The organism is Paracoccus pantotrophus (genome assembly GCF_008824185.1).
GTDB lineage: Bacteria > Pseudomonadota > Alphaproteobacteria > Rhodobacterales > Rhodobacteraceae > Paracoccus > Paracoccus pantotrophus.
Window position 1 is genome coordinate 334,308 of sequence record NZ_CP044423.1, and the last position, 25,322, is coordinate 359,629.

The 25,322-nt window shown below is 67.9% G+C and carries 29 protein-coding genes and 2 pseudogenes; 12 read left to right on the forward strand and 19 right to left on the reverse strand.

Annotation, left to right across the window (positions count from 1 at the left end; all coding sequences use genetic code 11):
- Positions 1–121 precede the first annotated feature (121 nt).
- The 6 genes and pseudogenes from ESD82_RS01595 to thyX form a co-directional block, all read right to left on the reverse strand.
- A pseudogene (locus ESD82_RS01595) lies at positions 122–844 on the reverse strand (IS481 family transposase); the annotation flags it as partial.
- Between the two features lie 58 nt (positions 845–902).
- Positions 903–1,397 (reverse strand): hypothetical protein, encoded by a 495-nt coding sequence (locus ESD82_RS01600; protein ID WP_147428361.1) that lies wholly within the window; start codon positions 1,395–1,397, stop codon positions 903–905.
- 43 nt (positions 1,398–1,440) lie between these two features.
- A complete protein-coding gene (locus ESD82_RS22395) occupies positions 1,441–1,572 on the reverse strand; it encodes a hypothetical protein (RefSeq protein ID WP_276510796.1) in 132 nt (43 codons plus the stop codon).
- A 33-nt stretch (positions 1,573–1,605) separates the two neighbouring features.
- Positions 1,606–1,875, reverse strand: coding sequence for a hypothetical protein (locus ESD82_RS01605; protein ID WP_147428359.1), 270 nt, complete (start codon positions 1,873–1,875; stop codon positions 1,606–1,608).
- A gap of 755 nt (positions 1,876–2,630) precedes the next feature.
- Positions 2,631–3,005, reverse strand: coding sequence for a hypothetical protein (locus ESD82_RS01615; protein WP_147428357.1), 375 nt, complete (start codon positions 3,003–3,005; stop codon positions 2,631–2,633).
- Positions 3,006–3,209: 204 nt separating this feature from the next.
- Positions 3,210–4,115, reverse strand: coding sequence for an FAD-dependent thymidylate synthase (gene thyX, locus ESD82_RS01620; RefSeq protein ID WP_024846205.1), 906 nt, complete (start codon positions 4,113–4,115; stop codon positions 3,210–3,212).
- A gap of 156 nt (positions 4,116–4,271) precedes the next feature.
- Here thyX and ESD82_RS01625 point away from each other — a divergent pair, with 156 nt between their 5' ends.
- Entirely contained in the window at positions 4,272–4,700 is a 429-nt protein-coding gene (locus ESD82_RS01625; RefSeq protein WP_024846204.1) for a VOC family protein, read from the forward strand.
- Positions 4,701–5,024: 324 nt separating this feature from the next.
- On the opposite strand, the gene ESD82_RS22055 is transcribed toward ESD82_RS01625, so the two are convergent.
- Positions 5,025–5,183 (reverse strand): hypothetical protein, encoded by a 159-nt coding sequence (locus tag ESD82_RS22055; RefSeq protein ID WP_231486896.1) that lies wholly within the window; start codon positions 5,181–5,183, stop codon positions 5,025–5,027.
- A gap of 20 nt (positions 5,184–5,203) precedes the next feature.
- Positions 5,204–5,539: pseudogene (locus tag ESD82_RS22540) on the reverse strand (hypothetical protein); the annotation flags it as partial.
- 164 nt (positions 5,540–5,703) lie between these two features.
- Here ESD82_RS22540 and ESD82_RS01635 point away from each other — a divergent pair.
- Positions 5,704–6,147, forward strand: coding sequence for a hypothetical protein (locus ESD82_RS01635; protein ID WP_231486944.1), 444 nt, complete (start codon positions 5,704–5,706; stop codon positions 6,145–6,147).
- A 72-nt stretch (positions 6,148–6,219) separates the two neighbouring features.
- Complete coding sequence (locus ESD82_RS01640; protein ID WP_244314480.1) at positions 6,220–8,532, forward strand: Tex family protein; 2,313 nt, start codon at positions 6,220–6,222, stop codon at positions 8,530–8,532.
- Between the two features lie 12 nt (positions 8,533–8,544).
- Here ESD82_RS01640 and ESD82_RS01645 read toward each other — a convergent pair whose 3' ends face one another.
- On the reverse strand, positions 8,545–9,555 hold the full coding sequence (locus tag ESD82_RS01645; protein WP_244314481.1) for a LacI family DNA-binding transcriptional regulator: 1,011 nt from the start codon (positions 9,553–9,555) through the stop codon (positions 8,545–8,547).
- A gap of 149 nt (positions 9,556–9,704) precedes the next feature.
- Here ESD82_RS01645 and ESD82_RS01650 point away from each other — a divergent pair, with 149 nt between their 5' ends.
- The 3 genes from ESD82_RS01650 to ESD82_RS01660 are packed head-to-tail and all read left to right on the forward strand — an operon-like array spanning position 9,705 to position 13,146.
- Positions 9,705–11,045: a uracil-xanthine permease family protein gene (locus ESD82_RS01650; RefSeq protein WP_024845891.1), complete on the forward strand. Its 1,341-nt coding sequence runs from the start codon at positions 9,705–9,707 to the stop codon at positions 11,043–11,045.
- Positions 11,042–12,439 carry an amidohydrolase family protein gene (locus ESD82_RS01655; RefSeq protein ID WP_024845892.1) on the forward strand — a complete coding sequence of 466 codons (1,398 nt, stop codon included), beginning with the start codon at positions 11,042–11,044 and terminating at the stop codon, positions 12,437–12,439. Before ESD82_RS01650 ends, ESD82_RS01655 begins: the two co-directional genes overlap by 4 nt.
- Positions 12,436–13,146, forward strand: a complete 711-nt coding sequence (locus ESD82_RS01660) for a sulfite exporter TauE/SafE family protein (protein ID WP_147429156.1) — start codon at positions 12,436–12,438, stop codon at positions 13,144–13,146. The genes ESD82_RS01655 and ESD82_RS01660 overlap by 4 nt, the downstream gene beginning before the upstream one ends.
- On the opposite strand, the gene ESD82_RS01665 is transcribed toward ESD82_RS01660, so the two are convergent.
- From ESD82_RS01665 to ESD82_RS01685, 5 genes are all read right to left on the reverse strand, one after another.
- Positions 13,115–13,681: a Ku protein gene (locus ESD82_RS01665; protein ID WP_208852045.1), complete on the reverse strand. Its 567-nt coding sequence runs from the start codon at positions 13,679–13,681 to the stop codon at positions 13,115–13,117. The two genes, ESD82_RS01660 and ESD82_RS01665, sit on opposite strands and share 32 nt — an antisense overlap.
- 136 nt (positions 13,682–13,817) lie before the next feature.
- Positions 13,818–14,057: a hypothetical protein gene (locus ESD82_RS01670; protein WP_024845894.1), complete on the reverse strand. Its 240-nt coding sequence runs from the start codon at positions 14,055–14,057 to the stop codon at positions 13,818–13,820.
- A gap of 14 nt (positions 14,058–14,071) precedes the next feature.
- Positions 14,072–14,344 (reverse strand): Rossmann-fold NAD(P)-binding domain-containing protein, encoded by a 273-nt coding sequence (locus ESD82_RS01675; RefSeq protein WP_147429155.1) that lies wholly within the window; start codon positions 14,342–14,344, stop codon positions 14,072–14,074.
- A complete protein-coding gene (locus ESD82_RS01680) occupies positions 14,341–14,628 on the reverse strand; it encodes a hypothetical protein (RefSeq protein WP_024845896.1) in 288 nt (95 codons plus the stop codon). Before ESD82_RS01680 ends, ESD82_RS01675 begins: the two co-directional genes overlap by 4 nt.
- Before the next feature lie 84 nt (positions 14,629–14,712).
- The gene (locus ESD82_RS01685) at positions 14,713–15,324 is read right to left on the reverse strand and encodes a cysteine hydrolase family protein (protein ID WP_147429154.1); all 612 of its coding nucleotides are present in this window, start codon (positions 15,322–15,324) and stop codon (positions 14,713–14,715) included.
- A gap of 247 nt (positions 15,325–15,571) precedes the next feature.
- Here ESD82_RS01685 and ESD82_RS01690 point away from each other — a divergent pair, with 247 nt between their 5' ends.
- The gene (locus ESD82_RS01690; protein WP_244314482.1) at positions 15,572–16,648 is read left to right on the forward strand and encodes a sensor histidine kinase; all 1,077 of its coding nucleotides are present in this window, start codon (positions 15,572–15,574) and stop codon (positions 16,646–16,648) included.
- Between the two features lie 15 nt (positions 16,649–16,663).
- Here ESD82_RS01690 and ESD82_RS01695 read toward each other — a convergent pair whose 3' ends face one another.
- Complete coding sequence (locus ESD82_RS01695; protein ID WP_147429152.1) at positions 16,664–17,161, reverse strand: superoxide dismutase family protein; 498 nt, start codon at positions 17,159–17,161, stop codon at positions 16,664–16,666.
- 92 nt (positions 17,162–17,253) lie between these two features.
- A complete protein-coding gene (locus ESD82_RS01700; RefSeq protein ID WP_024845900.1) occupies positions 17,254–18,384 on the reverse strand; it encodes a carboxylate-amine ligase in 1,131 nt (376 codons plus the stop codon).
- A 507-nt stretch (positions 18,385–18,891) separates the two neighbouring features.
- Between ESD82_RS01700 and ESD82_RS01705 the strand changes: the two genes are divergently transcribed.
- The 5 genes from ESD82_RS01705 to ESD82_RS22400 all read left to right on the forward strand — a co-directional run bounded on the left by ESD82_RS01705 (position 18,892) and on the right by ESD82_RS22400 (position 21,685).
- Complete coding sequence (locus tag ESD82_RS01705; RefSeq protein ID WP_147429151.1) at positions 18,892–20,016, forward strand: YncE family protein; 1,125 nt, start codon at positions 18,892–18,894, stop codon at positions 20,014–20,016.
- 69 nt (positions 20,017–20,085) lie between these two features.
- A complete protein-coding gene (locus tag ESD82_RS22545) occupies positions 20,086–20,925 on the forward strand; it encodes a PepSY-associated TM helix domain-containing protein (RefSeq protein ID WP_147429150.1) in 840 nt (279 codons plus the stop codon).
- Positions 20,826–21,041 carry a hypothetical protein gene (locus ESD82_RS21670; RefSeq protein WP_024845902.1) on the forward strand — a complete coding sequence of 72 codons (216 nt, stop codon included), beginning with the start codon at positions 20,826–20,828 and terminating at the stop codon, positions 21,039–21,041. Before ESD82_RS22545 ends, ESD82_RS21670 begins: the two co-directional genes overlap by 100 nt.
- A 105-nt stretch (positions 21,042–21,146) precedes the next feature.
- Positions 21,147–21,284, forward strand: coding sequence for a hypothetical protein (locus ESD82_RS21675; protein ID WP_167521684.1), 138 nt, complete (start codon positions 21,147–21,149; stop codon positions 21,282–21,284).
- A gap of 278 nt (positions 21,285–21,562) precedes the next feature.
- Positions 21,563–21,685: a hypothetical protein gene (locus tag ESD82_RS22400; RefSeq protein ID WP_256233631.1), complete on the forward strand. Its 123-nt coding sequence runs from the start codon at positions 21,563–21,565 to the stop codon at positions 21,683–21,685.
- Between the two features lie 977 nt (positions 21,686–22,662).
- Here the strand turns inward: ESD82_RS22400 and ESD82_RS01715 are convergent.
- The 3 genes from ESD82_RS01715 to ESD82_RS01725 are packed head-to-tail and all read right to left on the reverse strand — an operon-like array spanning position 22,663 to position 25,310.
- Positions 22,663–23,331, reverse strand: coding sequence for a flagellar hook capping FlgD N-terminal domain-containing protein (locus tag ESD82_RS01715; protein WP_244314483.1), 669 nt, complete (start codon positions 23,329–23,331; stop codon positions 22,663–22,665).
- A 54-nt stretch (positions 23,332–23,385) separates the two neighbouring features.
- Entirely contained in the window at positions 23,386–23,682 is a 297-nt protein-coding gene (locus ESD82_RS01720) for a hypothetical protein (RefSeq protein WP_011746419.1), read from the reverse strand.
- Entirely contained in the window at positions 23,682–25,310 is a 1,629-nt protein-coding gene (locus tag ESD82_RS01725) for an IS66-like element ISPpa5 family transposase (protein WP_011746418.1), read from the reverse strand. The genes ESD82_RS01720 and ESD82_RS01725 overlap by 1 nt, the downstream gene beginning before the upstream one ends.
- Between the last annotated feature and the right edge of the window lie 12 nt (positions 25,311–25,322).

Consider the following 25,322-nt stretch of genomic DNA (forward strand, 5'->3'; position numbering starts at 1 on the left):
CAAAAGCTCCGGGAGGCCTTCTCCCAGCTGCATCGCAAGGTGCTGGGCATTGTCAGGGACATGTCGGCGCGGTGGCCGCTGCCAAGATGGAGAAACGTGATCATTGGAAGGAATGATGAGCGTACTCGATGCCGTTTGCCTCGCAGATCATGTCGAAGCGCATCGGCCGGGAGTAGATCGTGTTCCGGTTCCAAGGCTGCTCGGCAAACTGGATCCCGTTATCGGTGAGAATGGTGTGGACCCGGCAGGGAACGGCTTCGAGCATATGCTGAAGCAATTCCCAGGCGGTCTTCCTGTCGGCCTTGTCGACGAGTTGGGTCACGGCGCACTTGCTCGGCCGGTCGATGCCGACGAACAAATATAGCTTGCCTTCAGCGGTCTGAACCTCGGCACTGTCGATGTGGAAGAACCCTGTGGGTAGAGCTTGAACTTCGACCGCTTCGGCCTGTCGCCCTCCAGATCAGGCAGGCGCGAGATGCCGTGTCGTTGCAGGCACCGGTGCAGCGCGGATCGCGTCAGGTGGGGGATCGAGGACTGCAGGGCATAAAGGCAATCGTCCGGTGGCAGCAGCGCATGGCGCCGGAAGGCCACGACCATCGCCTCCTCCGCCTCGGTCAGCATGGTGGATCGCGGCTCCGACGGCCCGGTCTGCAAATCCTCGGCCGTCGCGCGCTTGCGCCACTTCGCGACGGTCTTGGGGTTGATGCCCCGCTTCCGGCTCAGCGGCGCGAGCGAAGCTTGCGATCATTCGGGCCAGCCCTCGGACCAATGGCGGGCAGGCCCTCATTATTGCTGCTTGGATCGCGTGCGTGGTCGTGGCGCTTCCATGACGAACTTGTCCCATAAGGCATCCTTCCATTCCAAAGAATGGAGCGCACCATCAAACCGTGGGATCAAACAGTCTAGGGATCGGCGGGGGTCGGTGGTTCCGGCCGGGCAAGGTGCCAGCACCGCCAGGATGCAACGTGTCGCCACATCGATGATTGCGTATAGGTATCTGCGGCCCTTTGGGATTTTTCCGCGGATCTCCGGTGACAGCGCGCGCAGCTGGCCAAGAAGCGATGCACATCCCAGAGGCCCGGCACCACCGGCGGCTTGTCGCGCATCCTGTCGGTGGCAACGACATTGGGCAGCACCCGGCCACAGGCCAGCTTCGACCGGCGGCGGAATTCGTCGGCGGGCCGGGCGAAGCCGGTATCCACCAGCAGGTGGAAACTCTCGAAGGGCACCGTCTGATTGAACTCGAATTCCAGCCGGGCGCGCAGCAACGGGTCATCGACGATATGCTGAAAGCCCCGCCGTTCGTCGGGATGCACGAAGAACGTCTCCAGCAGCGCAGCACGTTTTGCCAGCGGTGCAAGGTCATAGAGCAACAGGAAGTCCGGGTCGTCGCCCATCGCGCTCGCCTGCCGGGGCACTGCCGGTTGCCGGTTCATCGGCTTACAAGTCCAGGTTAGATGGCTTGACCTCGGGATTCTTGATCGTATCAAGGATCTGGCGGTCCAGCTCCTCGCGGTGCAACCGGCCGAGTTCATAGCCGGTGAGGGCAAAGCCGATCCTGCTCGACATCATAAGTGACCTTATATGTGGCCACGCAGCCCAGCATCAGGGGTTTCCGGCGCGGCCAGGCGAAGTCCACCGCACCCGGCTGTCGACATAGGTGTGAAACACGCAGGGCTGATTACTCTCGATGACCTTGGTCATGCTGCCGTCGGGGATCTCGGAGCGCATCGGCGGCTGGCCCATAAGATCGGGGATGAAACCCTCCTCGCCCCGGGCATAGGTCGGGGTCATGGAGGTGCTGCCGATCTCGGTCAGCGAGGCCGGGCCGTAGAGCCCTTCGATCTGCGCCTTCAACTCCAGCAGTTCGGGCATTTCTGCGGCAGGCTTGTGAATGCCTCGGCTGATCACCATCGGGCGTTTGCCCAGAGGCGCGGATGCAGCCCGACGACATCAAGACATGGCATGTCCGCAACACCGCAGGCGACAGGGTGCCCTTCATCTGGGCGATCCCGCGCGCATCATTGCGGTCGATTTTGTCCACCTGCGCCTTGATGAAAGCCTTGGCGTGGCGCGTCTCGATGCAGATCGCCGGAAGGCCGGCCTTGGCCAGGCCCTCGGACAGCCATTGGGATAATGGGCCCGCTTCCGGCCCGACCCTCTCAAGCCGGGCACCCACGCCATTCAAGGCGCGAGAGATGTCCTCCGGGTGGCTTATGACCTTGAGTTCCCGACGGATCCGGCCACCTCGTCGAGGATGCAGATCGCGGTCTCTTTTACCGATACATCCAGTCCGGCATAGTAGCTTCGTGCTGCGCTTCCTTCCCTGATGCTAGTGGCGGCTTCTCACAGACCACGTTCTACCATCGGCCCGAAGCGCAGCACCTCATGACGAGCGGGAAGGGAAGTGGGGCGCCAGCCGAATACCCCAACTGAGCCTAAGACGCCGCCCGGCCGGGCATTCATCCGCGGGCTTCCTGAAACGGGCGGATAGGGCGACGCGCCCTGCAAGGGGTGCGGGCGCGAGGATCTTCATGGGCATCCGGCCAGTGACGATCAGGATCGTCGGCCTCTGCCGTGCCAGGATGCCCATGACGCGAGAGGATGGCGCAAGCCCTCTCCCGTGACCCTCAATAGTGGTAGCAGGAGGTGGTTTTGCCGTGCTGCGTGCATTGGGTTGTCTTTGGCGGCGTGTATTGCGGCCCGCGGAACGGGAAGCTGGGAAGCCGGCCATCGGACTTGCCGCATTGATAGGTCATGTAATACCAGGTGACCGGACCCGGCGTGACATCTGCCAAAGTGCCGCCAGCCTTGCTGTAGCTGTCGACCACCTGATACGAGCTTCTGCATTTCTTCGCCGCTTCCGTGTAGCAGCCTTCGGGCGAAGTCGTGCAACGCGACGTGTGGATGGTGTTTCCACCCGGCCCCGACATCGTGCTTGTCTCGGGTTCGGCGCATCCGGCCAACACGAATCCCGTAGCCGCCAATGCCAAAAATATCCGCATCTCAACCTCCTAACCAACTAACGAATCACGCAGAACCGTTATCATCATCGGCCGTGATCCGGGAAGGCTTTTCATGCAGATGCCCCGGCTTTGCACAGCGTAGGCATGCCTGCGTCGTCGCCATTTCCAAGCTGAACGGAGCCGGTCCTGAAGGATCCGGCCCGGCTGTTGCCGGGCAGCGGGCCCATTACAGGTGGTTGACGATCAACCCCAGACCGCCTCGAACTCGCGCCATTCGCCCTTGCTCATGCCGCTGTTCTCCTGCGTGACGGCCTCTCCCGCCAGGCGGCGCTTCAGCGCCTCGACGCCCTTGGCGGAAAGCTGCACCCCGCCCAGCCGGTAATCCTCGAAGGCGGCATAGGCGAAGGGCACCCAGTCGCGGACGATGCCGCACATGGTCTGGGCATAGGCGCGGATCTCGTATTGCGCATGGGCATCGGCGCGCAGGCGCAGGAAATGGAACAGGTTGTGCAGGTCCACCTTCCAGTACCATTGCGTATAGACATTGGCGGGCAGGTTCATGCGCGCCAGTTCGCGCGCCAGGCCCTGCTGGCCCTCCTGGCTCAGCATCGCTTCGTAATGGTCATAGCTGCGCATCGCGTCCTCGCGCAGGATGTCGAGGACGCGGGCGGCCTCGTCGCCCTCCAGCACCTGGCCGCGGCCCTGGTTGTTCACCGTCGATTGCGCGGCAAGATGTTCGGGCGCGGGAATGTAGAATTCGCGGTCCAGGATCGAATAGCGCGCCGAATATTCGTTCACGTTGGCGGTGCGGTGGCGGATCCATTGCCGGGCGACGAAGACCGGCAGCTTGACGTGGAACTTGACCTCGCACATCTCGAACGGGGTCGAGTGCCAGTGCCGCATCAGGTAGCGGATCAACCCCTCGTCGTTGCTGACCGACTTGGTGCCGCGGCCATAGCTCACGCGCGCGGCCTGGGTGATCGCGCCGTCGTCGCCCATGTAGTCGATGACCCGCACCAGCCCGTGATCCAGCACCGGATGCGCCCGGTAGAGATGGCCCTCCATCCCCTCGGAGACGGCGCGCAGGGTGGGGCGCGGGCTGGCGCGCAGCTCGTCGATCTCGGCCTGTTGTTCGGGGGTCAGGGGCATGGCGGAATCCTTCGTGCTGTTGGGCATATCTTGTGGCACCGACGGGGGATTCAATCAACCGGCAGTATTGGCGCGGCGGGTGCAGCCGATCGCCCCACGTTGCGGTCCGGCCGCCGCCATGCCAGTCTGGCCGCAGCGAACGGAAAGGAACGACAGATGAAGGTCCGCTATCTGCACACAATGGTCCGCGTGCTCGATCTGGAAAAGACGATGGAGTTCTTTCGCCTGCTCGGGCTGGAGGAGACGCGGCGAATCGATAATGAAAAAGGGCGCTTCACCCTGGTCTTCATGGCGCCGCCCGGCCAGCCGGAATGCCCGGTCGAGCTGACCTGGAACTGGGACGGCGACGATGGCCTGCCCTCGGACAGCCGGCATTTCGGCCATCTCGCCTATCGGGTCGAGAACATCTACGAGATGTGCCAGAAGCTGATGGATGCCGGCGTGACCATCAACCGCCCGCCGCGCGACGGCCACATGGCCTTTGTCCGCAGCCCCGACAACATCTCGATCGAATTGCTGCAAGAGGGCGAGTCGCTGGCGCCGCAAGAGCCCTGGGCCAGCATGGGCAATATCGGCCACTGGTAAGGCGGCGCGGCGCGCGGGGGACGGGGCGCGTCCGGGCCCTTGAGCCGATGGCGCTGCAGGGCGATGCGGTGCGCCGCATGGAGCCCTTCCGGTCCGGGCGAGGAGGCGATTTCCCTTGTGGCCGTCTTGCGGCCGGCCAGCCCGGATCGGGCTGAAAGGCAGCGCGGGCGCAGACGGAGGAATGCCGCCTGGCGCAACTTCGCCTGCGGGCTGTCGGCCCAGTGGCCGGGCGTGATCGTGACCCGGATCGGCCGGCCGAACGCGTCCGCGGCCGCATGGGGTTGCGTCGTCAGCCCGCCGCGGGACCGGCCGATGGCGTGGGCCTCAAGCCCCCTTCTGCGAGGTCGCGTCGGCATGGACCTTCGAGATCGTCGCCTCGATCAGCACCCATTCGGAAGCGGGACCGGCGCCCAATGCCTTGAAAAGCCGTTCCCATGCCTCGGCGCGGTCCACCGCCGGAACCAGGTGCGGACCGCCTGCCAATGTCCCGGCGCCGGTGGCGGGTCGCGCCAGGGCGAAGCGCCCCGTGCCAGCCAGAGGATCGCGTCCGTGAACGGCCGGTCGTCGGCACCGCTGCGGCCCCGAGCACCGGCCTTGCCGGGCAGCAGCGGCCCGGTGCTGCCTGTCGGCCCGCCGGCATGCGCCCGAGTCGATGCCAAAGGACGAAAGGAGCCGCCAGGCCCCATGTCGCCATGCCTTTGCGCTTTCTGCATGCGCCCGTGGCCGGGTGCTGCCCAGGCCCTGCCCGGCGGGGCGCTGATGGTCCGGACAGGGGGCCGCGAATTCATCGCAACTTGGAGATGTTCGCACCACCCGCAGGCCATGCCAGCAAAATACATTGAAAACAAACCACTAACACTACCTTGTTAACGGTCCGTTAACCTATCTTAAAGGGCAACTGGCCTAAACCGAACAGATCGTTTTAATTGTAAGTCATTGCGTGATCTCTATTGTTGGTTGGTGAGTGATGTTGGTGAATGGCAAGGCCACGCATGCCGCGGGCATGCATTATCCCCTGGGCGACAACGGTTGCCTGAGCTTTCTTCAGGATCCGGGCATCGGGGTCGGCAGCCGAAGCTTTTCGGGCTCGGTGGCGGATTGGTGCGAGCAGGGCTTCTCGATCTGCGAAAGCTACCTGATCGAGGCGCAAACCCTTTCCATAGAAGGCGATCCCTCGGGTTTCGTTGCCATGGCCGAGGCGCAGTTCGACGACGAGCTGGCCGACGAGGTGCTGCTGCACGCCAACGCCCTGCTGAGGGGCATGGCCTTCCGCCGGTTGGGTGGGCGGCTGCAACTGGTCGAAACCGGTGACGCGCCGCTTGGCCTGAACTGGACCGCCATCGCGAACCTGTGGTGCGCGATGGAGACGACCAAGGGTGACATGCGCCTGCCGCGCCTTGACCCGCAGTTCGAAAAGCGGATGCGCGCGGCGATGCGGCTGTCCTGAGCCGGTCGGCGCTGCCGGAACGCTTGGATCGGCGGCCGGTTTTGTCTAAGACGGCGTTCCAGTCAGCAGAGGATGCCGCCCGTGGACGCGACCGACCGCATTGCCCGCACCATCGCCGCCGAGATCGCTGCCCGCCCCGACCAGGTGGCGGCGGCGACGGCCCTCTTGGACGGGGGCGCCACGGTTCCCTTCGTCGCGCGCTATCGCAAGGAGGTGACGGGCGGGCTGGACGACACCCAGCTGCGCACGCTGTCCGAGCGGCTGGCCTATCTGCGTGAACTCGAGGCGCGGCGGGCGGCGATCCTTGACTCCATCAAGGGGCAGGGCAAGCTGACCGAGGATCTGGCCCGCGCCATCGCCGGGGCCGAGACCAAGGCCACGCTGGAAGACATCTACCTGCCCTTCAAGCCCAAGCGGCGCACCAAGGCGATGATCGCGCGCGAAAACGGGCTGGAGCCGCTGTTGCGCGCCATCCAGGACAACCGCGCCGCCGAGCCCGAGGCGCTGGCGGCGGGCTACCTGACCGAGGCGGTGCCGGACGTGAAATCGGCGCTGGACGGCGCGCGCGACATCCTGGTCGAGGAACTGTCCGAGAATGCGGCGCTGCTGGGCCGGCTGCGCGAGTTCATGCAGGCCGAGGCGATCATCTCGGCCAAGGTGGTGCCGGGCAAGGAACAGGTCGGCGCCAAGTTCAGCGATTATTTCGACCAGTCCGAGAAATGGGCGGCGATCCCGGCGCATCGGGCGCTGGCGATCCTGCGCGGCGCCAAGGAAGAGGTGCTGGCCATCGAGATCGCCCCCGAGCCGGAAACCGGCGCGGCGCGGGCCGAGGGCATCGTCGCCGCGGCGCTGGGCCGGCTGGGCGACGGTCCCGGCGACCGCTGGCTGCGCAAGGTGGCCGGCTGGTGCTGGCGGGTGCGGCTGTCGAACACGATGTATATCGACCTGCTGACCGAGTTGCGCTCGCGCGCCCATGCCGAGGCGATCCGGGTCTTTGCCCGCAACCTGCGCGACCTGCTGCTGGCCTCGCCCGCCGGGCCGCGCCCGACCATCGGGCTGGACCCCGGCATCCGCACCGGGGTCAAGCTGGCGGCGGTGGACGGCACCGGCAAGCTGGTCGAGACGGCGACGCTCTATCCCTTTCCGCCGAAATCCGACCTGCGCGGGGCGGAAGCCGCGCTGGCCGCCGCCATCACCCGCCACAGGATCGAGCTGATCGCCATCGGCAACGGCACTGCCAGCCGCGAGACCGAGCGTTTCGTGGCCGAGGTGCTCAAGCGCCTGCCGCAGGGGGTGAAGCCGCCGGTGAAGGTGATCGTCTCCGAGGCCGGCGCCTCAGTCTATTCCGCCTCGGAACTGGCGGCCAGGGAATTCCCCGGCCTCGACGTGTCGCTGCGCGGCGCGGTCTCCATCGCCCGGCGCCTGCAGGATCCGCTGGCCGAGCTGGTCAAGGTGCCGCCCGAATCCATCGGCGTCGGCCAGTATCAGCATGACGTGGACCAGCGGCAGCTGGCAAAGACGCTGGAGGCGGTGGTCGAGGATGCGGTGAACGCGGTGGGGGTGGACCTGAACACCGCCTCGGCGCCGCTCTTGGCGCATGTCGCCGGGCTGGGGCCGTCGCTGGCGCAAAACATCGTCGCGCATCGCGATGCCGCGGGCGCCTTCCGCTCGCGCGCGGCCCTGAAGAAGGTGACGGGGCTTGGCCCGCGCGCCTTCGAGCAATGCGCGGGCTTTTTGCGCATCCGCGACGGCGACGAGCCGCTGGACGCCTCGGCCGTCCATCCCGAAGCTTACGGCGTCGCGCGCAAGATCGTCGCCGCCTGCGGCCGCGACATCCGGCAGATCATGGGCGATGGTGCGGCGTTGAAGGGTCTGCGCGCCGAGCAGTTCGTGGATGAGCATTTCGGCCTGCCGACGGTGCGCGACATCCTGTCCGAACTGGAAAAGCCCGGCCGCGACCCGCGCCCCAGCTTCGTTACCGCCAGCTTTGCCGAGGGGGTCGAGGATATCAAGGATCTGCGCCCCGGCATGGTGCTGGAGGGCACGGTGACGAATGTCGCGGCCTTCGGCGCCTTCGTCGATATCGGCGTGCATCAGGACGGGCTGGTGCATATCAGCCAGCTGGCCGACCGTTTCGTCAAGGATCCGAACGAGGTGGTCAAGGTCGGCGACGTGGTCAAGGTGCGCGTGACCGAGGTGGACGTGGCCCGCAAGCGCATCGGCCTGACCATGCGCAAGGACGGTGGCGCCGCAGCCCGCGATGCGCAGAAGGAACGCGGCCCCAAGGCCCAGCCGGCGCGCGGCCCGAAATCCGCCGCGCCCGCCGGCAAGGAGCAGCCGGGCGCCCTGGGCGCGGCGCTGCTGAACGCACTGCGCAAGGGCTAGGGCGCCGGTCGCCTAGGGCGCGACCGAGGATCGCCGGGGGATCAGAGCGGGCAGCTCCGCTTCGACCGTGCGGGCGGTTCCCTCGATCCGGTCCAGCAGCAGGTGGACCGCCTGTTCGGCGATCGCCGGAAGATGCAGGTCCAGGGCGGTCAGCGGCGGATCGGACAGCTTCGCCCGCAGCCCGTCATAGCGGGTGGCGATGCGCAATTGCCGCGGCATCGCCAGCCCCAGCTCATGCGCCGCCCGCACCGCGCCGCTGGCAAAGGCGTCGATGGCGGCGAAGATCCCGTCGATCGAGGGATCCGCGGCAAGCAGGCGCAGGGTCTCGCGATAGGCGATCTCTTCGCCCTCATCTTCGTCCAGGATGACCAGGGTGGCCTGCTGGCCGCGCCGGGCGGCAAAGGCGCGATAGGCCTGCTCGGCCTCGATCTGGCTGGTCCGCGGGGTCGAGCCGATCAGCGCCGCGACATGGCGGCAGCCCTGCTGTGCCAGATGCTCCAGCAGCAGCAGCGCGGTTTCCCGCGAGCGGATGTTCACGGCGGGGATGTCGGGCCGGCCCGGCACGGTGCCGATGGAAACGATGGGGGTCTTGCGCTGCTCGAACAGGGCGACCAGCGGGTCGTCACGCATGGGCTCGACCAGGATCACCCCGTCGAAAGCGACCGAGCCGTGGCTGCGGACCGAAGGATGCGGCGGGATCAGGCACAGCGCCAGCTGGCGCGTCAATGCCGACATCGCGGCCGAGGCGGCGATCTCCATCAGGAAGCCCAGCCGTGACGGCCCGGCGGCAATGGCGAAGGGCATCGAGGAGGCCAGCGCGATGGTGCCGCTGCGGCCGCTGCGCAGCGCCTGCGCCATGCGGCTGGGGTGATAGCCCATTTCCTCGGCGATGGCGTGGATGCGCTTGCGGGTTTCGGGGTCGACGTGGCGGCGGCCGCTGAACGCATGGGACACGGTGGTGACCGAGACCCCCGCGGCCCTGGCCAGATCCGATATGGTGGGTTTGCGCAACGCGTCCCTCATCCGTCCGTTCATCGCCGCAAGGCTAGCAGCATTGCCGTGCCAGAGGCAACAAAACGATTTGCACGAATCGCATCTCATGCTATTCCGAGAAGTAAGCAAAACGATTTGCATAAATGTGAACACCGCTTCAACAACAGGGAAACGCCACGATGGCCAATACGAGAACGCTTACGCCGCCCGATCCGGTGGATCGGGTTCTGCCGCTCCGGGATCTGATCCTTTACGGTTTCCAGCATGTGCTGGTGATGGCCGCATCGCCGATTACGGCGGTGTTCCTGGTCGCGCAGACGCTGGGCTTTGACACGGCGCTGACCGTGTCGATCATCAGCGCCACCTTCCTGGTCTGCGGCCTGGGCTCGATCCTGCAAAGCTACGGGCCGGCCGGTTTCGGTGCCCGGCTGCCCTTCATCATGGTTCCGGGCGGCGCGCCCATCGCGATCTTCCTGGCCATCGCCAGCCAGACCGACGTGCAGACGGCGGTGGGCGCGGTGCTGATGACCGGGGTATTCTATTTCCTGGCGCTGCCGGTCTTTCGCCGGCTGCTGCGCTTTTTCCCGCCCATCGTGGTGGGCACCATGCTGCTGCTGGTGGCGGTCAACCTGGTCAAGATCTATGGCGGCACCATCACCGGCAAGCCCGGCAGCGACGGCTTTGCCGATCCGGTCAACGTCGGCTTGGCGCTGGCGACCATCGCGCTGACGGTGATCTTCTCGCGCGTGTTCACCGGCACGCTGCAGCGCATCTCGGTGATGCTGGGGCTGATCGCGGGGACGCTGCTGGCGGCGGCGCTGGGCCGGCTCGACCTGTCGGGCGTGATGCAGGGGCCGCTGGTCGCGGTGCCGCAGCTGTTCCCGTTCGGGATGCCGAAATTCGACCTCATCGCCTCGCTGCCGCTGATCATCTTCTCGATCATCTCGATGGCCGAGGCGACCGGCCAGACCATCGCCACGGCCGAGATCGTGGACCGCAAGGGCGATGCCCATGCCATCGTGCCGCGCACCATCCGCGGCGATGCGGCGGCCTCGATCCTGGGCGGGCTGTTCGGCACCTCGCTGATCATCACCTCGGGCGAGAACATCGGCATCGTCCGCGCGACCGGGGTGCGCTCGCGCCATGTCACCGCCATGGCGGGGGTGATCCTGGTGCTGATCGCGCTGCTGGCGCCGGTGTCGCGGCTGGCCAGCGTCCTGCCCGGCCCGGTCGTCGGCGGCACGGCCGTCATCGTCTTTGCCATCATCGGCGTGATCGGCATCCATGTGCTCAGCCGCGTCGACCTGCGCGAGCATGGCGCGATGTTCACGCTGGCCTCGGGCCTGGCCATGGGGCTGATGCCGATCCTGGTGCCCGGCGTCTACAGCCAGTTCCCGCAATGGTCGCAGATGATCCTGGGCAACGGGCTGGCCATGGGCACGATCACCGCAGCCGTGGTCAACGCCTTCTTCCAGTTCAGCGCCCCCAAACCCGTCGATACCGCGGAGCAAGCCCGATGACCGACCTGCACCAGATCTTTGCCCGAACCGACGAGACGATCGTCGCGCCGGGGCGCCTGCTTCTTGACGGAGGGCCGCAGCGCGACATGGCCGTGCTGCTGCGCGCCGGCCGCTTTGCCGATGTCGGCGATGCCGCGGCGCTGCGCGCCCGCCACCCCCAGGCGCGGCTGGTCGAACTGCCCGATCACCTGTTGATGCCGGGCTTTATCGACACCCACACCCACCTGACGCAATCGCTGGGCAAGTCGCTGGTCTTCGGCGAGCCCTCCGAGATCTTCCGCCGCATCTGGGTGCCGCTGGAGGGCAGCCTGGACGAGCACATGGTCTACCTGTCCTCGAAGCTGGCGGCGCTGGAATGCCTGCGGGGCGGCTTTACCACGGCGATCGACGCCGGCACGCGCTCGGCCGGCCATATCGGCAAGCTCGCGCTGGCCTCGCGCGAGGTGGGGCTGCGGCTGGTGGTGGCGCAGATCTGCAACGACCTGGGCGGCGCGGCCGTGGTGCCTGACCGCCCCGAGATCCTGCGCCGGGCCGGGGCACACCTGGCCGCCTGCCAGGGCGATCCGCTGATCCATGCCTCGCTGGCCATCTCGATTCCCGAGGCGGCCAGCGACGGGATGCTGCGCGAGGTCTCGGCCATGGCGGCCGAGGCGGGCGTCACCTTCCAGACCCATGTGAACGAGCATCTGGTGGCGGTCGAGCGATCGCTGGTCGCGCATGGCCGCCGGCCGCTGGAGCATCTGGCCCATGTCGGCGCTCTGGGGCCGCAGACCCTGATCGCGCATTCGACGCTGGTCACGCCGTCGGAACTGAACCTGCTGCGCGACACCGGCACCGCCGTCGCCTACAACCCCGTCGCCTCGGTCTGGAAGGGGAACGCGGTCGCGCCGGCCCTGCAGATGCAGGCGCTTGGCATCCGCTTCGGGCTGGGCACCGACGGCACGCGGGCCGACGGGTTCCGGCTGATGGACGCGGCCGAAAGCATGCAGCGCGTGGCCTATGGGCTGGCCTCGGGCGACAGTTCCTGCGGCGGCGGCTGGCTGTGGCTGGATGCGGCGACGCGGATGGCCGCCGATGCCGGCGGGCTGGCCGGCGTGACCGGCCGCATCGCCAAGGGGCTGGCGGCCGATTTCCTGCTGGTCGACCTGGACCGGCCGGAATTCACCCCCTCGCACGACCTGAGCTGGGAACTGGTGCGCTATGGCAACCGCGACCAGATCGACGCGGTCTTTACCAACGGCCGGCTGAGGATGGTGCAGGGCTGGCCGGTGGACTGGGACGCGCGCGCGCTGATGGAGGAGATCCGCGATCTGGCCGCGCCGGCCATCGCCGCCGCGCCGATCCAGCGCATCCATCCGACCGCCGACAGCCTGATCGACATGAGGCTGGCGTGACCCTGACCGTATTTCTCGGCCTGTCGCTGCTGGTCGCTGCCTCCGCATTCGTGCAGGGGGCGGTGGGCATCGGCTTTGCCCTGATCATGGCGCCGGTCTTCGGCTTTATCGATGCCAGCTATCTGCCCGTCACCCTGCTGATCCTGATGCTGCCGCTGAACTTCCTGGTCGCATGGCGCGAGCGGCGGATGATCGACCGGCAGGGGACGGGGTGGATCACCTTTGGCCGCTTCTTCGGGACATTCCTTGGCATGGCGGTGCTGGTCGCACTGTCGGTGCGCCAGCTCGAAATCGCCGTCGGCCTGCTGACCGTCCTGGCTGCCGTGGCGGCCCTGCTGGCGCCGCCCTTCGCCCCCAGCCGTTCGGCCTCGCTGGGGGTGGGGCTGTTCACCGGCGTGACGGAAACCGCGACCGGCATCGGCGGCCCGCCGCTGGCGCTGCTTTACCAGCATGCTCCCGGCCCGGTGCTGCGCTCGACCGTGGCGACCTGCTTTCTGGTCGGAGAGGCGATCTCGCTGGTGATCCTGCTGGCCGCGGGGCGGATCGGCGGGCCGCAGATCCTGGCGGCGCTGGCGCTGGTCCCGGCGGTGCTGATCGGCAGCCTGCTGTCGCGGCATGTCCACGCCCATGTCAACGGGCCGGCGCTGCGGCTGGCGGTTCTGGTCTTTTCCATCGTCAGCGGCGCGGCGCTGGTCCTGAAGGGATAGGGGGCGCGGGGCTTGGCCGGGCTTGCGCCGCCTTCCTGCGGGACGCGGGCTTTTTCGCCGCCCGTCCCGCGCCTTCGCGCCGCGCCGCCATCAGGTCCAGGGCTTTCTCGCGCCTGGGCGCCGTGCGCACCCGCCGGAACAGCGCCGCCGCCCGCTTGCGGTGCATGCCCTCGCGGATCAGGGCAAAGGCCTTTTCGGCCGTGCGGTCCGCCGGCGTCAGGCAATAGCAGTGGTCGGAACAGGCGTCGTCGATGTCCTTGCAGGCGCTGAAACCCGCGACGGCCAGGGTCTGATCGTGTTCCTGCACGGCCGCGGCGATCTCGTCGGGAACAAGGGCGAGGGAATCGCCCTCGCCGAGCTTATAGCCCTTGACCTGGTCGTCCTTCTCCACCGGCTTGCTGGTGTCGCTGCCGATGAACTGCCGGCGCACCCGGTTCCCGGCCGCCCGGTGCGGCATGTGACCGGCGATCCGCTCCACGGTCGAGGCCGCGGCGTGAAGTGCGACCGGGCAGCTGAGCTCGGCGATCTTCGGCATCCCTTCCAGATCGCCCGCGGTGCCATGGCCTGCCTTCCTGGTCAAAGACGATGACGGCCCCACGTTCCCGGCCCGCGGCGGTTCTGGCGACCGGGGGGGAATCCGGCGCGCGTCGCGGGTCTCGGTCCCCGCTCGTTCAATAGTTCCCCGGCGGATCGCTGGCCGGGAAGGATTCGTCGCCTTGCTCGTCCACGATGTCCCAGCTGCGCGGCGGGTTTTTCATCAGCCGCCGGCCGGCGGGGCGGATCTCCTCCCGGCGCGGGCGGTGGCTGCGGCCGGGCCCTGCGGCGGCGGGGCGGGCCAGCGCATCGCAGGCACCCTTGAGCGCGAAACCGGCGGCAAGGCCGCAAAGGAACGCAAGATGGCGGTTGTTCATGGTCGGCTTCCTTCTCAGATCGTCGGTTTGCAGCCGGTGACGGCGATGGTGGCGGCCGAGACATGGCTCGGCCTCGGCTTGGCCGGCATGACATCGGCCTCGGCTGCTTCGACCGGTGGGGCGGGCCGCTTCATGGCGCAGGCGGCACCGAACGCAGCCATTGCCTCGGCCGACGTGCCGGCCGGGATCAAGGGCGTCCCGACCGGGCCGGGGGCCATGGCATTCACCCCGATATCGAACTCGTGCGCCGGCCCGGCGATGCGGTTCTGGATCGCGCCCCCGGTCATGGCATGGGCTGCGTCGGCTGGCCGGTTCCGGCTGCGGGCGCGGTTTCGGGGCCGGGCAGGGTGGCGGGTGCGGTTTCCACGCCGGTTTCCATGCCGGCCGCGGGGGGCTCGGCGATCTCGTCTACCGGCCCCGGCACCTGGCCGGGGATTTCGGGATCGCTGGTTTCGTCGTTGAACCACCAGACGAATCCCGCCAGCACGATCAGCACGGCCGCGAGGATGCCGAGGATCGGGACAAGGTGGCGGCGCCTCTGTTTTTCCAGATCGGTGCGTGGTGCAGACATTGCAAGGCTCCTGTGCAGCTATCGGATGGGCCCCTCGCCCCCCAGGCATCAGGAAAACACCCTCCGGACCGCCCTTGTTCCCGCCTAATCGTTCCCCCAGGCTGCCAGGATCTCCTGGAGCGGCGCCGTCTCGATCTGCTGCGAGAACCGTTCGCGGTAAAGCGTCATCGCCGCGTCATGGCCCCGGTCGGTCGAGGAACAGACCGCATCAGCGACCAGAACCACCCGATAGCCCAGGTCGACCGCCCCCATCACCGTGCCCAACACGCAGACATCGGTCTCGCCGCCCGTCACCACCAGCGTCGTGACCCCCGCCCCCCGCAACCAGCCGTGCAGCCGCCCGTCATGCCAGGGGGAATAGACCGGCTTGTCGATCACCTTGGCGGGGGGCGCGTGCCGCGCCAGCTCCGGCAACAGTTCAAGCCAGCGGCCGTCCAGCCGTTCGCGCAGCATTTCGGGCCATTGGGCGTAATAGCGCGCCCAGGCGCCGGGTGCCGCCCCGAGCCGGGCGGGCGGGATGAAGCGGGTGAAGACCGTGCGCTGCGGCCGCGCCGCGACCAGCGTCGCCACTGCGGGCCGGATCCGCTCGATCCAGGGCACCGCCCAGGGCGAGCCCGGCCCGAACAGCCGTTGCATGTCGATGCAAAGATGGGCCGTTGCCGCCGGAAGGCGGCCGAAGCGAAGGGTTTCCGTCATGGCACCTGGTCGCGAATGATGGGCTTGTCATCCCGAACCGGGCAGCGGCGGAATCGTTCCGCGGCAAGGCCGGCGTGGCGCAGGTTTTTCCGGCGGTATTCCCGCAGCCAGACGGTACGATCCGGCGCCGGTCATTTTCCCCGCCGCCGCGCGCCGCGTTGGGAAACCGCCGGGCAACATCCCGCGTTGCGCTGTTTTGCGTCGGGCGGGAGCGGGCGGCAGGGGGACGGCGGAGATGGGCGGATCGGTGCATTTTCTGGATGGCGGCGGCGAGATGGGCAGGGCCATCCGCAACCATGACTGGTCCGCCAATCCGCTGGGTCCGCCCGACGGCTGGCCCTCGGCGCTGAAGATCGCGCTGGGGATGGCGCTGAACTCGAAATTCCCGAAATGCATCGTCTGGGGGCCGGGGCTGATCACCCTGCACAACGACGCCTTTCGTCCGATCCTGGGCGACAAGGGCAATGTGCTGGGCCGCTCCTTCGCCGAGGTCTGGCGCGAGGCCTGGGCCGAGATCGGCCCCATCGCCGAACGCGCCTATGCCGGCGAGGCCACCTTCGTCGAGGATTTCCCGCTGGTCATCGACCGCTACGGCTACCCCGAGCAATGCCATTTCACCTTCTGCTACAGCCCGATCCGCGACGAGAACGGCGTGGTGCGCGGCATGATCGACACGGTGATCGAGACCACCGGCAAGGTCGAGGCCGCCCGCCAGTTGCGGTTGGTGAACGGCGAGCTGGGCCACCGGATCAAGAACACGCTGACCGTGGTCTCGGCCATCGTCAACCAGACGCTGCTGAGCCATGACGGCCCCGAAGCGCGCGAGATCCTGCGCCAGCGCATCGGCGCCCTGGCCCAGGCGCAGACGCTGCTGACCGATTCCAGCGCGCTGGATGCCGAGATCGGCCAGGTCGTCCAGCAGGCGTTGGCGCCGTTCCGCACCGGGCGGCGGCGGTTCCGCATCGCCGGCCCGCCGGTACGGCTGTCGGCCAGGCAGGCGCTGACGCTGGCGCTGGCCATCAACGAACTGGCGACCAATGCGCTGAAATACGGCGCGCTGTCGGTCCCCCAGGGCGCGGTGGATCTGGGCTGGACCGGCGGGCGGCCGGGCAGCGACGACCCGTTCCGGCTGCTCTGGGCGGAATCGGGCGGCCCGCCCGTCGCCTCCCATGCCGGCAAGGGCTTCGGCTCGCTTATCATCGAGGAGGCGCTGGCCCAGGACTTCATGGGCGAAAGCGTGATCCGCCTTGATCCCGAGGGCCTGCGCTGCGAATTGCACAGCCGCATGAGCCACCTGGGCGCGGGTCAGGGCGCGCAGGCCTGATCCCGGCCCGCTGGCCTATTCGATCACCGCGCAGGCCAGCCGGTCGCCGGCGCCGCCGGTGGGCTGGGTCTGGTAGTCGTCGGGGCCGGCATGGATCATCAGCGCCCGGCCCTTGATCGCATTCTCGCCCTCGGCCAGCGTCACCAGCGGGTTGAAGACCTGCGCCCGCGCCGTCCCTTCGGCATCGACCCAGATATTGGGCATGTCGCCGGCATGGGGGCCGCCCTCGGCCAGCACGCCATGCGGGGCCTGCGCGGGGTTGAAATGGCCGCCCGCCGATTCGTGCCCGGTGGCATGGTCGCAGCTGCCGGTTTCGTGGATGTGGAAGGCGACCCATTGGCCGGCCGGCAGCCCGGTCGCCTCGACTTCGATCAGTACGCCTGTGGGCGTCGCGGTCAGGGCCGCGGTTCCCGCCTCTTGCCCCCGGGTGTCGAGGAACACCGCCTTGGCATCCTGGGCATGGGCCGAAAGCGGCAGCAGGGCGAGGCCGAGGGCCAGAAGATGTTTGGGCATTGCTGTTTCCTTCCGATGCTGCAACTCGGCGGGGGAACCCCCGGCTGGCGGGCTTTGTTCCCGCGCGCCGGGGAAATCCGCCGCCAAGCGACTCACAGGCCGCGGCGGAACTCTTCGACCAGCCAGGCGACGATGCCGCGAAAGGCTTCCTGCGGCGTGGCCCCGGCAGCGATGGCCGCGGCGTAGAGCGCGCGCTGCTGTTCGGCCGCGCTGCCGCGGGCGATCATGTCGCGCAGCCCGGCCACCGCGGGCTGGCTGTCCAGCGCATCGGCATCCTCGGCGATGGCGGCCAGCCAGGCTTCGGCGATCTCGTCGAAGGGGATGATGCGGCGGGTGCCGAAATCGATCAGCCCCTCGGTCAGCCCGTAGCGCGTCGCCCGCCAGCGGTTCTCGCCCAGCAGGAAGTTGTCGTATTGCCGCCAGCGCAGGTTCTGCCGCGACAGCCGCCACAGCATCCGCAGCGTCGCCTGCACCAGCGCGACCAGGGTGATGGTGTCGCCAAGCCGCGGGCAGGCGTCGCAGATCCGCGTCTCCAGCGTGGGAAAGCGCGCCGAGGGGCGCAGATCCCACCAGATCTTGCTGGCATCGCCGATGATCCCGGTCTCGGTCAGCGCCGCGACCGAGCGTTCGTATTCCGCCCAGCTGCCCAGCCGCGGCGGCAGGCCGGTGCGGGGATAGCCGGCAAAGACCGTGGTGCGATACGAGGCGAGCAGGGTCTCCTCGCCCAGCCAGAACGGGCTTGAGGCCGAAAGCGCCAGCAGATGCGGCAGGAACCACGAGAACTGGTTCATCAGGTCGATGCGCATGTCCTGGTCGGGGATGCCGACATGGACATGCATGCCGCAGATCAGCATGCGCCGGGATACCCCGCCCATTTCCTGCGAGATCTGGTTGTAGCGGTCCTTGTCGGTATGGTCCTGGCTGCGCCAGTCCGCGACCGGATGGCAGGCGACGGAAATCGGCGCCAGGCCGAACTCGGCGGCATGGCGTGCGATGCTGCCGCGCAGCCGGGCCAGATCATCGCGCGCCGCGCGCACATTGGCGGCAACGGGGGTGCCGATCTCGATCTGGCAGCGCAGGAACTCGGGGCCGACCTGGTCGGCCAGCTCGGCCTTGCAGGCGGCCATCAGCGCATCGGGCGCCTCGCGCACGTCGCCGGTCTCGGGATCGACCAGCAGGTATTCCTCTTCGACGCCCAGCGAGAATTCGGGCTCGTCGGCCATGTCCAGCCCCTTTCGTCGAATGCCGCCTTCCCTGCCGAACCCCGAGCGGGCGGCGCTTGTTCCCGATGCCGATGCCGGCGGCGCGAAGGATGCTTGGCAGCAGCGCCGCCCGCCTCTCGGCTGGGCAGAGGCGCTGCCCCTGGCCCTTGGGCGCGGCCCCGGGCCGGCCGCCGCGCCCGGGATGCCGGCTTTCCCGGTTTTCGCCCCTGGTCGTGCCGGTATCCCTTGCCTGTGGTCTTCCCGGAACGTCAGGCTGACAGCCGCAGGGCCGCGCGATGTCCCAGACGCCCGGCCCGGGCTTTTCCCGGCACAAGCGCCGCAGGATCGGGTCTCCCGCCCAGGGGCTTTCGCTGCCGCGCTGGGTTTGCGAGTACGCTGCAGGGCACGGCGCGGGACATGAGGCGCCGAGCAAGCCACGGGCAACCGTTTTCTCCTCCGCCCCCGGTGTTCGGCATCATCGCCAGCGCCGGCATTGCGGCGGGGGGTCTTGGGGCAGCGCCTCTCTGCATGGGGCAGGCCGAGGTCAGCGTCTCGGGCTTTGCCCCGCAGCGGCAGGTCAGCCTGCAGCGCGGCCAGGTGCTGGTGTCGCCGCAGGGCATGCAGGCCGATGCCGAGGGCGGCTTCGGCCTTGCCTTCGACCTGCCCCCGGATGCGGTGGCCGGCACGCAGCCGGTCGTGGTCCGGACCGAGGGTCCGGACATGGCCGGCGTGGCCGAGCTGAAGGTCTCGCCCCGGGTGCCGCCGGCGGGGGCGAGCCGCTCGACCAAGGTGGCGCCCGGTCTGCCAGGTCGCCCAGAGCGCGCGGAACGGCACGGTTTTCGTCGCCTCGGCCCTGGGCCGGCCGTTCGGGGGCGGGTCCGGCATCACCAACTGGACGCCGAGAGGCTGGAGGATCTGGCCGAGGTCAGCCCCGGTGATTTCGGCATTGCCGCGGGCGATGCGAAGGGTACCGTCTGGGCCGCGAATACCCGCCAGAACGCGGTCGCGGTCTTTGCCCGGGACGCCCTGCCGCTGGTGCGGCCATTCGAGGTCGGCTCGGTCGAGAAGCCGCGCGACGTGGTGATCGACGCCGCGCGCGGTCGCGCCCATGTCAGCGCCCATCGCGGCTGGATCGAGGCTTGCGGCATCAAGGCCCCGGAAAAGCTGGACGGGTTCGAGCTGCAATCCGTGGCGCGCGGCGGCCAGCCCGGCACCATGAGCCTGGCGCCGGATGAAAAGGCCGACCGGCTTTACACCCTTCCGCTGCGCAGGCCGGAACTGGGGCGCATCCATCTGGGCTCGGGCGCGGCGAAGATCCTGGCGCTGCCGGGCGCCAAAGCGTCCTCGGGCGTTGATTTCGATCCGGCGACCGGGCGGGTTGTCATGGCTTCGCAGGGCAGCGACATCGTGATCGCGCCGGAGGGCGAAAGCGGCGCGGTGCTGTTCGACACGCCATGCCTGGACCGGGCTGCTGCTGGGCTGGCTGCTCTTGCGATCTTCCTGACCGGGACCATCGCCTATTTCGGCGTCGAGATGCGCTGTTGGATGCGCCCAGAACGGCTTGGCCCGGCCGCGGGCGCGGATCCGGTCGGGCGTGCCCTGGACCGGCTGGCCGAGGTCGCGCCCGCCGGCGGCAAGCCGGTTCCCGACTAGCGCAGCCCGGCGCCCGTCCTGTCCTGGGCGAAACCCGGCGCGCAGGCGTGGCGGCGCGGTGGCAAGGCCATGGCGACCGACGCCGCCACGGGCGCCCCGCTTTCGCCGCGCCAGACGGCGGGGGGCGAGCTCCTCTATCGCTTTCATTTCGAGCTTTGCGGCCTGCCGCGCAACCTGGCGCGCTGGATCCTCGGCATCGCGACCATGGCGATGTTCGTCGCGATCATCAGCGGCGTCATCGCCCACAAGAAAAGCCTCAAGGCGTTCTTCACCTTCCGTCCCGGCAAGGGCCAGCGATCCCGGCAGGGCATGCACAACATGGCCACGGCGCTGACGCTGCCCTATCATGTCGTGATCGCCTTTTCCGGGCCGGTGCTGTTCGCGGCGAGGCTGACGCCCCTGGTGGTGGAGCGTCCCGCGCCGCGCGGCCCGGCCCGGCCCCGGCGGCGCTCCCGCCGCGTGCGCTGTCGCCACCGGTTCTGCCGACCCCGCTTATGGCGCCGGCCGCGGTGGCCCGGTCCATGCCGGTCGGCCGGATCGGCATCGAAAAGCCGGCCGGCCCCGGCCCGAGATCGTCTTGCTCCCGCGGCGCAATCCGGCGCTGACGGTGCAGAGCGGCTTGGGCTCGGACCGGGTCGGGCGGATGCGCTTCGACGGACTCGGCGGCGTGCTGATCCAGCGGCCCGGCCGGCCGGACGCCGCGGCCGGCACCAGGGCGAACCATGCGCTTCGTGCGCTGCTTCGCGTCCGCTTTGCCGATACGGCGCTGCGCTGGCTGGTCTTTGCGGCCGGGCTGGCCGGGGACCGTCATGGCCGGCAGCGGGCTGGTGCTTGCGGTGTCGAAGCGTGCGGCCGGGCCTTCCCGCGCCGAGACGCAGCCGCGCGGGCTGTGGCCGATCGCGCGGCTGAACACCGGCGCCATCGCCGGGCCCATGCTGGCCACGGCGGGCCATTTCCGGGCCAACCGGCTGATCCCGGCCGATGTGCCGGAACGCGCGTTGCAGAAGATCCGCGCCTTTTGCTGATCCGGCTTGCGGCGGCGATCTGGCCCCTCCTGCGCCTGCCCGCGAAAGCCTGGGGCGCGCGGCTGGCCCTGGCCGCCGGGCTGCTTCTGGCCTTGCCGCTGCCGAATGGCGGCGACCGGGCCGTCCAGCCTGTTGCAGGCGATGGGGCAGGGGGATCGGGTGCTGGCCTCGGTCGATCCGGTGCCGATCCTGTGCGGCCTTGCCTGGCCCATGCCGCCTGGCTGGCCCGTCCCGGCCGGGTGAAGGCGCCGAAGCCGCGGACTTGCCTCCGGGAAAGCCGGGCTTGGCGAGCGTAGGGTGCCGGTCCGGCCGTCCCTTGTCCTTTGCTAGCCGGGGTTCCTCGCGCGGGCCGGGGCGATGCCGCGGCATCACGAGCAACTGCGCGGCCGAAAAGGCGGCCGCCGCCCGGCCTGGCTGTTGCGAATCGCCGGCATGGGCTGCTCGGCCTGTCCGCCCGGTCGGCCCCGGCGGGACGGGGAAACCCCGCAATCGCGGTTTCGGCATGGCCGAGCATCCTGTCCGTGGCGGCTTTCGCGGTCGCGACGATGCTGACCTGCGCTTGCGCCTGGTGGCGAATGACGCTGATCGCGGCCATGGTCGCGACCGGCATCCTGCTGGTCACGCCGGCGCTTTCGCATCCGTAGCCGCCGGTGGCCTTGCCGCGCGGTCCTGTTGTCGCCTGTTTTCATGCGTTATCAGTCCTCTGGCTCATGCCGGGGCGCAGGAGGGGTTTCCCCTCATGATCCCGATTTCCGCATGATCCCATGTGGTGCAGGGACGGCCGCGGTCCTCGGCCCTTCCTCGGGCATTTGTCCTCGTCTACGCTTGGGCCAGAAAAGGTGGCAGGCGGGCGAGACTGCCGGCAGTCAGCGCGGGCACAAGGGGATCGGACATGCCCGGCGCCGCAATGGGCGGCAGGATCGTCGACGGCCCTTGTTCCGTTCGCGTTTCCGGATCTGCTTCCCAGGCCTGGCGGACAGCGCATGGCCCCATGTAGGGGGGGTGCGCCTGCCGATCGCGACCGCTTGTGCCGTCCGGGCGGGCAGGCAGGCTGCGGCGGATCCGCGATCCATTCGGCCGTGGCCCGGACCTTGCCGGCATCGGGTATGGGCAGGACGGCCGAGCCGGCGGGACGGCATGCCCGGCGCGGCCCACGCCTGGCCCCGCCATCGGCTTGCGCCGAAACACGCCGAGCAATAGGCCGGTCTGCCCTTGCGGCATGATACGCCAGAACCCCGCCCCGCTGCCCCGAGACTTCCTGCAAGGCCAGGTTTCCGGGCCGGCGGCATGGCGCATGTTCGGTGCCGGTGTCGCGGGTCCGGGGCAAGGATCGTGCGGGTCGGCATCACTTCTGCCACCGGCCGGCGCACCGCTATGCCGATGGCCAAGCGGACGACCCGGATCATGGGTGAAAGGGACATTCGCTCGGTTCCGTGCTGATTTCGCGATCAGGTTGCATCGCACGTCACCGTGCCGCGGCAATGGAATATTGCCCCGCGGCGCATCACTTGCGAAGACAGAGAGAGCAGAAAATCCTTGCGCTGGCCTCCCGCTGCAATGCGGTCCGATCCGCTGGAATGGCGCCACGATCCGCAACCGAAGATGCCTGGTCGAATCCGAATCATTCGCGCAAAGCACTGACCTGGTCGATTCTCGCAGAACCGCCACCTTTCAGGACAAGTTCTGGGCCGTTCGCTGTCAATTCGACCCCGGTTACACGGCTATAAGCTTCGACATCTCGCGCAACATAGCTTCCGTCGCTATTCTGCTCCTCGATACGGAAGCTGTAGAATCCGGCCGGGAGAGATGTGCCATCCGCATGTCGACCAGACCATTGCATTTCCCCTGGGACGGCCCCCAGAATTTGTCGTTGCACTTCTCGGCCCTGTCCGTTCAGCGTGACGAGCGTGGCGCCTTCGGCATTCGTGATATTGTCCATCGCCAATGACAACGAAGCTCCGTCAAACCATACAGGGGAATTCGTTCTTACCTCACGGCCTATCCAGTTGGAATACTGGCCAAGCCCTCCTCCGTAGGTATCGCTCAGAAGCTGGGACAGAAGCAGATTGGTCTGGACCTGTTGCTCGACCCCGGAAAAAGTCGCAAGCTGAACGGCGAATTCCGTATTCTCCATGGGGTTGAGCGGATCCTGGTTCTTGATCTGTGTTGTCAGCATCCTCAGGAACATCTCAAACTGATCCTTGGTACTGGATTCGACCGATCTTCGGGAAGATTGGTAGCTTCCTGCGTTCACTCCTTCGGCAGCTGAAGCTGAATTGAGATTCATCATCCATTTCCCCTATATTCTTATATCAATTCCGGAATTTGGGTAACCGGCCGATTGTTACCGCGGCGACTGAGCCTTGATGCGGGCGACGAGTTCCGCGTCATCGACAAAGTCGTCGAGGAACGCGTGCCAGGTTTCGGTGGTGATGCGCGCGTCCCTGAGCATGTCTTTCAGTTCATCGATACCGTCATCGGTCAGGGCGGTGACGGTGTCATCCGGGCCGGTATAGACGCTGATGATCGAGCCATAGGTCAGGTTGTCGTCGTTGTAGACGATGGCTTTGAGAAGCTCGGGGTCTTCGCCCAGCATCTTTGCGATGTAGTCGAGGGTGCAGACGTGGGTGACGGTTGCCATCAGGCGGCCTCGTGCAGGGCGGAGGGCAGCGGCGACCAGTTCCAGGGCAACAGATCGTCGAGCCGATTGATCTTGTGATCATGGATGCGGGCCAGGATGTCGGCCAGATAGGCTTGGGGGTCCAGGCCGTTCATCTTGGCGGTTTCAACGATGGTCATGGCGCGGGCCAGCGTTTCGGCTCCGGTATCCGCACCGGCGAAGAGCCAGTTGCGGCGCCCGACACCGATCGGGCGCAGCGCGCGCTCGGCAGGATTGTTGTCGATCGCCACCCGGCCGTCCTCAAGGAACAGGCTGAAAGCGTCCCGGCGGCTCAGCCCGTAACGAAAGGCCTTGGCCAGATCGCCCTTGCCGGGGATCCGCGAGAGCTGCTGCTCTGACCAGGCGAAGAAGACCTCGACCTTCGGAACGCTGTGTTTCCGGCGCGCGGCAAGGCGGATATCGGCGGGATGGCCGGTGATCTCCCGCTCGATGTCATAGAGCGCGCCGATACGGTCGAGTGCCTCGCGGGCGATCGTTGATTTGGTCTTGGTCCATTCATCATGGAAGTCACGCCTCAGGTGAGCCCAACACGCGGCCTCCCGAAGGCGGGGCTTCCCGTCGGGTTCCGGTTCATAGAGCTTGGCATAACCCTTGTAGCCATCGGCCTGGAGAATGCCGCGGGTGTTGGCGAGATGGCCGTGGACGTGCTCTTCCTTCCAGTCGGGCGCGAAGGCATAGACCGCGCCGGGCGGTGAGGCGCCTGCCCAAGGGCGCTGATCGCGGACATAGGCCCAGATCCGGCCCTTCTTCACACCCTTGCCCACCCCCTTGTCGCGGCCCGCGCGATCCAGCACCCGGATCGGTGTGTCATCGGCATGAAGGAGGTCGCTGGCCATCACATCCACCTCGATCCGCTCGATCAGCGGTGCCAGCACCTTCATGGCGCGACCGCACCAGTCGACCAAGGTACTGTCCGGGATGTCGGCGCCCATCCGGGTGAAGATCTCATGCTGGCGATAAAGCGGAAGGTGGTCGTCAAACTTGGAGACGAGGATGTGGGCGAGCAGGTTCGCACCGGCCATGCTGCCGGGGATCGGCCGGCTGGGGGCCGGCATCTGCACCATGCGTTCACAGCGGCGGCAGGACTTTTTCAGGCGGGCGATCTGGACAACCTTCAATTGTGCCGCGATCAGATCCAGCATCTCGCTGACATCTTCGCCCACCAGGCGCAAATCGCCGCCGCAATCGGGGCAGCAACTGCCGGGGTCGAGCTCCCGCCGCTCGCGCGGCGTGCTGTCCGAGACCCGGGGACGTCGGCGGGATGGGCGCTCGGCAGCTTCATCGGCAGGTGCCGTTTCCAACCCATCATCGTTTTGGCCGTCGTTCACGACGTCAGGCTGGCCTTCGGCCGCTGCGATCATGAGATCCTCGAGCGCCAGCTCCAGCTGTTCGATCTCGCGCTCGATCTTTTCCGAGGACTGGCCGAAGACCTGCTTCTTCAGCCTGGCAATGCGCAGCCGCAGGGACTGGATCAACTGGTCATGGGCGCGCAACGTGGCCGAGATCTTCGCGTTTTCCGCCTGCAACGCCGCGATCAGCGACTTCAGAAGCGCCGGATCATCAGGAAGGGTCTGGGCCGCATTCGACATGCGCCCACCTAC